We start from the raw sequence: 9907 nt of genomic DNA on the forward strand, positions 1-9907 counted from the left end.
CCGCCGAACCGGGCCAGGATCTCCACGCGCAGGATGTCGCTGGCGGCCGCGTACGCCGCGCCGGTCCCCCGGGAGGTCTCCGCCTTGTAGATGCCCTCCAGTTCCATGGGGGCGGCCGCGGAGAAGATCTCGTCCACGTTGACCAGGGCGACCCGCGCGGCGGCGGCCCAGTGCAGCATGTCGAGCACGTCGCCGAGGCGGGGGTCCGCGTCCAAGGCGTCCGCGGACCGCTTCGCCGCGGCGCGGGCGGCCTCGAAGTCGGCGCGCGGCACGTCGGTCCACAGGATGACGGTGAAGTCGGGCTGCGCGGCGGCCAGTGCGGCGACGTTCGCACGGAAGCCGCCCGTGGCACCCTCGTCCCGCAACGGTCCGCCGAGCCAGATGCCGTGGACGAGCTTGGCGATCCTGGTGGCCTTCGGCAGGCCGGGGAGCGTGGCGCGGCTCATCGACCGCCGGGCCGACTCGACCACGGAGTCGGCCCGGCGCGGCAGCGCGGAGGGCCGCACGTCCTCGGCGCGCGGGGCCGGGCGGGTCAGGTCCACGGCGGCGAAGAACGCCGCGCGCTGGGCCGCCTTGAGCTGGGAGAAGTCATAGCCGTGCAGCAATGCGGGGGCCGGGGGGGCCTGCCGCTGCCCGTAGACGTCCGGCCCGAGGATCCTCCCCACCGCGTCCGCGTCCCGGTCACCGTTCAGGCCCGGCCCCCGGCGGACATCGAAGCCGAGGGCGAGACGGCGCCGCAGTTCGCGGGCCGACGGGTCGGCTTCCCGCTCCATAGGCGCCCCGCCGAAGGCACCGGCGTCCAGCGGCTCCATCCGGATCCCGGGCGTCTGCGCCGCCAGTTCGTCGGCCAGCACCATGGCCGTGGCGAAGTCGTTCGTCCGGCCGAGGGTCTCCGCGATCAGCAGCAGCCCTCGCTGCTGTGCCTCCCTCAGCAAGTCGCCGTACGGGTGTCCCCCCATCAGCGTGGCGGGCTGGAGGATGGCGGACGCCTGGATCACGAGGGCGTCGAAGATGTCCTCGCCGAACTCCCCGCGCAGCCGGAGCTGCATGGCGTCGAGCGGCTCAGACGGGTTCCAGCTCCCGGAGTCGCCCGTCGCCACCCCGGGTATGTCGTAGCTGTACCCCGAGTCCTGCGGGTGCCACCCGGCTTGCGGCAGGACGGAGGGTCCGGCGTCCGTTCCTTCCTGGTTCACGCCGTCCTGGAGACCGGGGAACGAGGCGTCCAAGCCCCACAGCGGGTCGTCCCACGGGATCTGGTCCGCGGACTGCCACGCGTCCGGCCCGCTCGGGGAAGACGACCACCACGACTCGCCGAGCAGTGCGGTCTGCTGCTGTTCGGGTGCCGTGAACTGGGCGAGCGCCGCCAGTTCGGCCTCCCAGTCCATTGCGCCCGCATGCTCGAGACCGAAGAGGTCCGGCTCCGTGTACGTGAAGCCGTACTCCGCGTCCCAGTCGCCCAGCGCCTGCGCAAGGAGGTCATCGGGCAGCCCGGCTTCGCCGAGCGCCTCGGACATCGTGACGTCGCCCGGCGGTTCCAGCCCGAGAGCACCCTCGCCGGTCAGGCCGAGGGCGTCATCCCGCAACGGCTCGTCCAGCCACGTGAAGTCCTCGTCCGGGGCCACTCCGACTTCCTCGCCCACGCCCGGAGACGTCACCTCGCCAGGGGACGTCACCTGGGACGGCCCCGGCTGCGGCTGTTGCGGTGGCCGGCCCTGCTGCGTCGACTCCTCCGCTTGCCCTGGTGACTGCCTCGGTGGCAACCCGGCAAGCGCATCCCGCACCCCAGCGGCGCCACTCGACGAGGCTTCGGCACGGCCGGCATCCGCGCTGGTCTCCGCCTGCTGTCCGGCCGTGCGCGAGGAACCGGGCGCGGCGGCGACCCCCCGCCCTCTCTGCCTCTGCCTCGTGCTCGTACTCGGCCTCAGCCTCGGCGTCTTGCGCAGGATGTGTTCGGCCCATACGGCGCCGAACACCTCGGCCATCTCCTGCCTGTCCCTGTGCGTCAGGACGTTGGACTTGACATGCGCCAGTGTGCTGATCCAGTGGGCGACGTTCACAGTGACCTGTCGTCCGGGCACCGGGACCGCCTGGATCTCCGTGTCGGGCAGCGGCGCGCTGGGCACCCGGCCCCCCAGGTAGGCCCTGACGGCGTCGAGCACGTGGCGGGTCGACCACCGCATGCCGACCGACTCCCACGCGTTCACGACGTCCTGGGACAGGCCCGTGATCCCCGGCCGGCGACGCAGCCCATCCACGTAGAAGGCCAGCGTCGGGTCCGCTGTCCTGCTCACTTCCAGGTGCTGATGTGCCTCGTAGTGCCGCCGGGCGGCGTCCCAGTGCTCTTCCGCGTTCCCCGATATGACCACGGACTTCCGGTTCTGCCCCGTCTCGGCGGGAGCCGCGGGGGCGGGAGGAAGCGCCACCCAGTGATACTCCCAGTGCAGCCTTGCCATCTGTGCTTCACCGAGGTGCACACCCGACATGTCGAACACCCGGTCGGCGACGGTTCCGAACGTCGTCGGCTGCGATCGGCGCAGGTCCGCGAAGAGCGAGTCCCGCTCATCCCGCGTCGGGTACTCCGGCCAGTAGGGGCGGACAAAGGGCTGGGGCTGCGGTCCGGACTGCCACAGCCTTGACCGCCACGCCTGCTGCTCCTCCATTCCGGCGGACCACTCGCGCGCGTCCACGTCGATGGGCGCTCCCGGGGCTCCCGGCGTGAGCGCTTCGCTCTCCGGCTCGGGGCTGGGACCGAACAGCTCCTCCATCTCGTCGGCTTCGGCCCGGGACCGCTCCTCGGTGTCGGCGTCGGCCCCGGCCTGAGGGAGGGCTGTCGTCAGATGCTGCGCATCCGCATCCTGTCTCCTGTCCGCCGCGGACCGGTCGGCACCGGCCGTGGGCTGACCGACCGCGTCGGACAGCTGGTCGCGTTCCGTCCGGCCTTCCGAGGTGCCCGTGCCTGAGGCGGTCGCCCGAGGGCTCGAGGGGAGCGCTGCGCCCGCGCCGTCCACGAAGACGAACGGCGGTGCCGCCCCTTCAGCGGGGCGGGACACCCCCTCCTGGGCGTACTCGCCGCTCAGTCGAGTGAGCAACTCGATGCTCAGGCGCCTTCCCAGCCACCGGCGAGCGATCTCGTTCACATGCCTGAACACCAGGGGATACGGGCGATTCCCCCCAAGCGCCCCCACTCGCCGGAAAAGAGTGGACCGTTCGCTGGTCGTCAAGGAGTCCGGGGCGGTGGTGGTCGATGCTCCGGAGGGCACCGAACGGCCCCACACCTGTCCCCAGCCCTCGGCGGGCGCGGCCTCTCCGGACAGGACACTCGCGGCCCAGACCGGCCCGAGCACCGCGCGGATCTTTTCACGGTCCCTTTCGTAGATGTTGTAGAAGAGGGGCAGTACGCGGCCCCAGTGTTCCAGGTCGAAGGTGGCCGGCCATCCCTCCACCCGTACCGCGCGTACGTCCGCCCCGGGCGGCGGCGCGTCAAGCTGCTGTCCCGTGATCCCACGGCCCGCCAGATACGCCTCGGCAGCCCGCAGGGCCGTCGGGGTGCCCCAGCGCATTCCGATCGAGTTCCACGCGTCGACCTTCTCCTGGTCGAAGGTCGCGAAGTCCTTGGCGCGCAGATAGTTGATGTAGGTACCAAGGGCAATGGTCTTGTCGCCGTCCTTGGTATGGACTTCGAGGTGCTGGTGCTGGAGGTAGAACTGACGCGCCTCCTGCAACTGCTGCTCGAAGGTGAGGTAACGCCTCACCGAGCGCGCTGCTCCGGCCGGCCGGTCCTCCTCGACCGCGCCGGGTCCGTCGTCCGACTGCTGTCGCGGCTCTCCCCGGGAGGACGACGAGGGTCCGGCTTCCTGCGCCTGCCCGGCGCGGCCGTGCCGGGAGCCTGTGGGTGCGCCGGCACGGATGCCCGTGGCTGCCGGGTCCGCGCCCAGTTCCGCGGCCCGGTGCCGCGCCGCGTCCTCGTCGCGGGTGTGCAGGACGGCGGCGACGTCGAGCACGCGGCGGCGGTGTGCTTCCCGCGTCTCCTCGTTCTCGGGCCGCCGCCCGATCTCCGGCCTCGACGGCAGCAGCTGGCCGGCCCTGGCGATCAACGCGGCGAGCCGCCCGGTGTCCAGTCCGCGCAGCTCCGGCGGCAACGCCTCGGCGGGCCTCTCACCGGCGGCCCGGCCCTTGCCCTTGTCGGGCCGGGTGGCCGTCAGGGAAGCGGCGTCCAGGCCCGCGGTGAAGGCGTCGGTGTACGCAGCCTCGTGGTCGGCCCAGGACGTGGAAAGGGCCTCGGGCGCCCACAGCAGTTCGTACGCGGCCAGGAAGTCGGTACGGAAGTCCTCGGCGAGTTCCACCCACCGCCCGCGGGCAGTCCCGTCGTCCGGGCGCAGGGTGTGGAAGGAGCGGGCGGCGTCGTACAGGGCGGCGTCGGTGAAGGACTCGAAGGTGAGGTGGGCGGGCAGGGTGCGGGCAGCCTCGGCGAGCACGGTGTCCCACTGCCGGGTGGCGCCGGACAGCTCGTCCGGCGTGGAGACGCGGCCGGTGAACAGGGCGTCGAAGGCCGCGAGCAGCCGTTCGTCCAGTCCGGCCCGGGCGCGGGCGGTGTCGGCCTCGGAGAGCGACCGGTGGCCGTGGGCCGCGCGCCAGCGGTCGAGCTGTTCCTCGAACAGGCGCCCGGAGGTGGCGGTCACGGTGTCCCGGGCGTGCCGGACGGTGAGCCAGGTGTGCAGCCGCCCGTCGGCGGTCAGCTCGCCGTATCCGGTGCGCCAGCGCTCCAGCCGGTCCTGGACGTCGTACGGGCCGGCGGGGACGGCGTCGAGTCCGAAGACCTCCTCGAAGCGGTCGTCGACGGCGGCGGCCACTGAGACGTCCAGGGTGCGGCGCAGCATCGGACGCACCTGGCCGAAGGAGACCGGGAAGCGGTCGAGGAAGGTGCGGCCCGCGCCGGGCCCCTGTTCGGCCCAGGAGTCGACGGCGGCCTCGACGTCCCGCTGGGAGCGCAGGATCTCCGTCTCGCGGGCCGCCTGGAGGGCCAGTCGGCCCGGCAGCGCGGCCAGCAGGTCGCGCACCCGGTCCTGCCACGCCTGCGGGAGGGCGGCACCGGTGGTCAGCCCGGCCACGGAGGCCGTGGTGGGGAAGACCTCCTCGAACGCCTCCCGCAGGATGCGGCGGGCGTCGTCGAGCACCCGGGCCCGGCCGGGTTCGGACACCTCGGTGTTCTCGGCGTCCAGGGCCGCCAGCAGGTCGCGGCCCCTGGGGTCGAGCCGGTCGTGGAAGGAGCCGGCCACGTCCTCGAACACCGCGTCCAGGCGGGCGAGCTGGCCGTGGAGCAGGGCGTGCCGGTCGAAGGTGCCGTCGAGGCCGGCGACGAGTGCGCGCAGCTGCCGCTCCGACTGCCGCAGCACGTCGTTCATGCCGGTGCGCAGGTCGGTGCCGGAGACGAGGAGGGTGTCGAGCGCCGCCTCCCAGCGGTCCCGGAAGTCCGCGGCGGCCCGCTCGTGCACCGCCTCGGCCAGGTCCAGCACCAGTTCGAACGGCGCCGGTGCGGCCTCGGTCAGCCGGTTGCGCCAGGCGTCGGACAGCCGTGTGCCCCACTGCCGGAAGGCGCGGTCGAACGCCTCGTCGCCGAGCACGCGCGCCACCTCGCGGGCCGCCTCCAGCGCGAAGGAGTTCCGCAGCCGGCCGTCCTGCGTCAGGGGGGAGGTGACCTCGGTGAAGCGCCCGGTGCTCTCCCGGACCCGCTCCCTGACGGTGGCGAGCCGCTCCTCGGACAGCGTGGGCGCCTGCTCCCGAGCCCACTGGCGGAACGCCTCGTCGAAGGCGTCCGGCTGCTGCTCCTGCGCCGCGGCGGCGGCCTGTCCTTCGCCGTCGGCGGCGGCCGCGGCGTCCTCGGCGCGGTCCTGCGCCAGCAGGTCGGCGTAGCGGCGGTGCAGTTCCCGTTGGGCTTCCTCCCAGGCCGGGACCCGCCAGTCGTCCTGGGCGGCGGGCTGCGGGTGCGGGGCGAGGAGTTCCGCCGGCAGGGCGGTGTCCCCGGCCGCCCGGGTGGTGTCCAGGTGGGCGTCGCGCAGCTCGGCGATGCGGCGCCTGGCCCAGTCGGCGGTGGCGGCGTGCGACAGCGTCACCGTGTCCTGGACGGAGTCATCGAGCAGCCGGGCGAGGTCCTGGCGGGCCCGGTGGCGGGTCTCGGCGACCGCGTGCAGCGCGGCGGCCTGGGCGTCGTACCGGGCCAGGGCCCGGTCGCGGGCCTGCGGGGCGGCCAGGTCGAGCCGGTCGGTCAGGGGCGCGGCGAGTGCCCGCCGCCGTTCCTCGTACCAGGCCGTCAGGTCGTGGTCCCAGGCCCTCTCGGCCGTGAACCGGGCGGTGTGCTCGGCGAGTCGGGAGTTGGCGGCCACCGCCGACAGGGCCCGCCGCTGGTGGAACCGCGCGGCCTCACGCATGTCCTCGTCCAGCCGCCGCAGCCGCTCCTGGCGCTCGGTGCCGTCCGCGACGGTCAGGGCCTCAGCGCGGTCGGTGACGTAACCCTGCCGCAGCAGGGCCAGTTGTCCGGCGTACCAGCGGCGGGCCGGGCCGGTCCACTGTGCCGGGCCGTCGCTCAGGTCGGCACGCCCGTCCCCGCGGCCGGCGAGGGCGGCGTCGAAGGCGGTGCGGGACTGCTGCTCGGCGGTCCACGCGGCGTGCGCCTCGGCGTACCGCTGCCCGAACTCCTGCGCCAGGGCGGCCGGGGCGACCGACGGGTCCTCGGCGGCCGTCCGCTCGAACTCCTCCGCCAGCGCGGCCGCCTGCGGCGAGGCGGCGAACACCGCGCCGTCCCGGGTACCCGCGAGCGTCGAGACGACGTCCCGGCGGAAGACCTCCGCCGCCTGCGCCCCGGCGGCCAGCCGCTCGCGGACGGACGTCAGGTTCGCGGTCAGGTCCGCCAGGGCCGTGCTGCGTGCGGCGGTCAGTGCACCGGGACCCGTGGCGGTACGGTCCCCGGTCCAGGCATCGGCGAACGCCTCACGCGTGGCGGCGACCCGTCCCATCGCCTGCTCATCGCGCAGTTCGGGGAACTCGGCCAGCCGGGCCTCGAACTCCCCGTACGCCCGGTCCCGCGCTTGCGCGCTCTCCCGCAGCCCGGTCAGGCCCTCGAGAGCGGACGGCCGGTTCGGGAGTCCCTCGGTGCGCGGGACCGCCGGCCGGGGAGTGGCGGACGCGGTGGTCGGGGCCTGCGTCTCCTCGCGGGCGATGAGCTGCTGGACCTGGAGCTGTCCGCCGCCCGTGCCGTCCCCGGCCGCCCGGACCGCGCCGTCCGAAAGCGCGGACTCGAAGGGCTCGTGGCCGGCCCGGGTGACCTCCATCCGGGCCAGGTCGAGCGTCCACCGCGGGTCTCGCTGCCAGGCCCGGACCGCCTCGTCCTGCGCCCGGGTCCGCTCGCTCAGCTCCTGCCAGCGCTGTCGTGCCTCGTCCGTCAGCGCGGCGCGCACCGCCGTCTCGCCGTCCGGTGAGGGGGTGCGGGCGGCGGCGTCCCACTCCTGGGAGAACCAGGACCGCAGGTTCGACAGCTCCCGCTGGTAGTCGCCTGACACCCCCGCCGAACGGATCTCGCCCTGGGGGATCTGCACGTCGCGGGTCAGGTTCTCCAGGACCGCGCCCTTGCCCAGCATGCCGTGGAAGTTGGCGGCCACCTGCTGCCGCCACTGCTCGCTCCGCGCCCGCGCGCGCTCGCGCGTGGCGGCGTCCCGCGGCGCCTGGAGTTCGGCCCTGTCGGCCTCCCACTCCGCGCGCACGGTGCTGCCGAACGCGTCGCCGCGCTCCTTCTCCCTCTCCAGCCAGCCGCGCAGGTCCCGGTCGGAGGGGCCGTAGATGTCGTGGTAGCGGCCGGCCCAGTCACCTCGGAAGTCGTCCGCCAGCCGGTCGAAGGTCTCCTCGGTGACCGTGTAGGAGCGCTCCGGCCGCTCGGTCAGCTCGTCCAGCCGGGGCCCGGACAGCCGGTGGAAGGCCACGCCGCCGTCGCGCAGCGCGCCTTCCATGCCCCACTCGAACCGCAGCCGGTCCGGCAGGGACTGCTCCAGCACCGGCAGGTGTTCGCGGAAGAAGCGGTCCTGGCCCGCCGCGACCCGGTCCAGCCCCCAGTCACCGTCCTCCGTCCGGCCCGCGAGGCCTTCGAAGATCCGGGTGACGTCCTCCCGGAGCCCTTCGCGGGCCCGCTGGGCGCCGGGCCCCTCCGCTTGGAGCCGGTCGAACAGCAGGTCGGCCTCGGCCCGGGCACGGTCCAGCCCGACCTGGTACTCCAGTCGCGCCGGCAGCTCACCGGCCAGTCCCTCCTGCGCGGTCCGCAGCCGGGCGGCGTGGTCCTCCCACTGCGCACGGGTCAGCGTCCCCGGCTGCCGTCCCGCCAGGAACCTCTCCCCCTCGGCCGCCAGATCGGCGCGGTGCGAGGCGATCACCGCCTCGGTGTCGACCGCGGCCGCATCTGCCAGGTCGTGCCGGGTGGACCGCTGCCACTGCGCACGCAGGGCCTCCACCTGGCGCCCGGTGTCCGCCTTCAGCTGCTCCTCGACGGCCCGCGCCCGCAGCCGTGCCTCCCACCGGTCACGGAACGCCTCCAACGGGCCCTCCAGCGAGCGGCGCTGGGCCAGCCACTGGTCGTGGTCCATCAGGCGGGTCGGCGTGCCGTCCCCACCGGGCAGCGTCCGGGTCGCCGCCTCGAACTCGCTGTGGAAGTCCGCACGGGTCCCGGCCAGCCACGGCGCGTCCGTGCCCGCGTCCGCACTCCTGTCCGGGAAGCCGAAGCCGTCGAACATGTCGGCGGCCGCGGCCGCCAGTTCCAGCCGCGTGCGCAGGCCCTGGGTCAGGTCCCGCAACCCGCTGTCGTAAGCGCGGTACAGGTGTGACCAGTCGAAGCCGTCGACGCGCTCGCCGTCCTGCCACAGGCCCTCGGCCGCGCGGTGCACCTCGCCGACGGCGGCGGCGGCGAACTCCTCACGGACCCGCAGCAGATCCTCCGGCGACAGCACATGCCGCCCCGGACCGGACTCGCGGTCGAACACCTCCAGCGCCGACCGCCGGGCCACATGGGCGGCCGCGGACAGTTCGATCTCGTCGTGCAGGCCCGCGGAGAGCCGGTCGAACCTCTCGGCGAACTCCGAGCGGGAGATCTCACCCCGCCGGTACTCGGCGTAGGACTCCTGCCAGCGCTCGTCGAACCGGGACTTCACCTCCTGCAGCCACTCGTGGCGGACCTGCTCCACGAGTTCCGGCGTGACCTCGCCCCGTCCGGGGCCTTCCGCTCCGGCACCGGGCTCGCTGCGCGCCGTGCCGCCGCCGGCGTCCTGCGTGAGCGCCGTGCGCTCCTCGACCGCACTCAGGTGTTCGGCCTCGGTGATCCGCAGGCGGATCGCGTCGATGTCGTCGGGCCCCCGGAAGACGGGGTCGGGATCCGCCAGCCGCCCGGCGAACGCCTCCTCGACCCGGCGGTCGGCCTCCTGCTGCTGCCGGAACCGGTCCTGCTCCTCCTCGAACCGGCCCCGGTGCGCGTCGACCAGCCGCTGCTGCTCCTCCCCCCACCGCTGGGCGCGGGCCGGGTCGTCGCCGTGGAACACGTACGGCTCGTCACGTCCGGCGGCGCCGGTGTGGACGACCGTGTCGGGTCCACCGTCGCCCGTGTGGGGGGCGGGAGAGGGCGGATCGTCGGGGCCGCCGACGCCGTCGTGGGCCTGCGACGGCGTCCGGTCCCCGTCATGCGCCGCGCGGTGCTGCGCCGGGGAGGGCCGGTCGGACGCCGGGCCGTGATCAGCCCGCGCACCGTCCCGGTCGGCCGGGCCGGACGCCGGGTCCCTCACCTCGGTCCGCTCGGCACCGGGACGCGGACCGCCCCCGGCGGCCGGGCTCTCGGTACGCACGTCCGGAGCGGCCGAGGCGGATCCGGCTGAGACCTACC

At 74.5% G+C, this 9907-nt stretch carries 1 protein-coding gene (running past one end of the window); it reads right to left on the reverse strand.

From position 1 onward, the window contains the following. A protein-coding gene (locus tag ABZX30_RS25155; RefSeq protein ID WP_355937200.1) for a hypothetical protein crosses the window boundary here: on the reverse strand, nt 1-9869 show its beginning. It extends 37033 nt beyond the left edge of the window; the window shows 9869 of its 46902 coding nt (coding positions 1-9869); it begins with the start codon at nt 9867-9869; the stop codon falls past the left edge of the window. Nucleotides 9870-9907: the final 38 nt, after the last annotated feature.

The organism is Streptomyces sp. NPDC004542, from assembly GCF_040610035.1.
In the GTDB taxonomy this organism is placed as follows: domain Bacteria; phylum Actinomycetota; class Actinomycetes; order Streptomycetales; family Streptomycetaceae; genus Streptomyces.